Origin of the sequence: Xanthobacter autotrophicus (assembly GCF_030015065.1) — a bacterium.
In the GTDB taxonomy this organism is placed as follows: Bacteria; Pseudomonadota; Alphaproteobacteria; order Rhizobiales; family Xanthobacteraceae; genus Xanthobacter; species Xanthobacter autotrophicus_D.
Genome location: NZ_JAIVFN010000512.1, coordinates 1 through 405, shown reverse-complemented (window position 1 = coordinate 405; position 405 = coordinate 1). Strand labels below are relative to the sequence as shown.

Sequence of the window (405 nt, the reverse complement as noted above, 5' to 3'; positions counted from 1 at the left end):
GAGGAATCTGATCGATGCAGGACGGTGCAGGAGACGCCGCGCCGGGTGCGAGCACGGCGACGCCCGCCCTGGAGCCGTGGCAGGACGATTTCTCGACGATCTATCGCAGCGGCCGGTTCGACCACATCTGGTACGCGGCGCGCTATCCCGATGTCGGCCTGACCGACCTCTCGCCGCTGGAGCATTACGTTAAATACGGCGCTCGGCTCGGGCGGCAGCCGCGGGCGGACTCCACCGCCGAGCCGGACGAAAGCTTCGACGGCACCTTCGCCAACCCGTTCGCGGCCTGGATCCGCGCGCGCGCCGAGGCCGAGCCGGTTCCGGAATGGAACCGGCCGGTCGTGTCGGTCCTGTGCATCACCTACAACCAGGCCCGGTTCATCCGGCAGACCCTCGACAGCATCC

Annotated in this window: 1 pseudogene; it reads left to right on the top strand. The window is 68.6% G+C overall.

Annotation, left to right across the window (positions count from 1 at the left end):
* Window positions 1-14: 14 nt before the first annotated feature.
* A pseudogene (locus K9U40_RS24280) lies at window positions 15-405 on the top strand (glycosyltransferase family 2 protein); the annotation flags it as partial.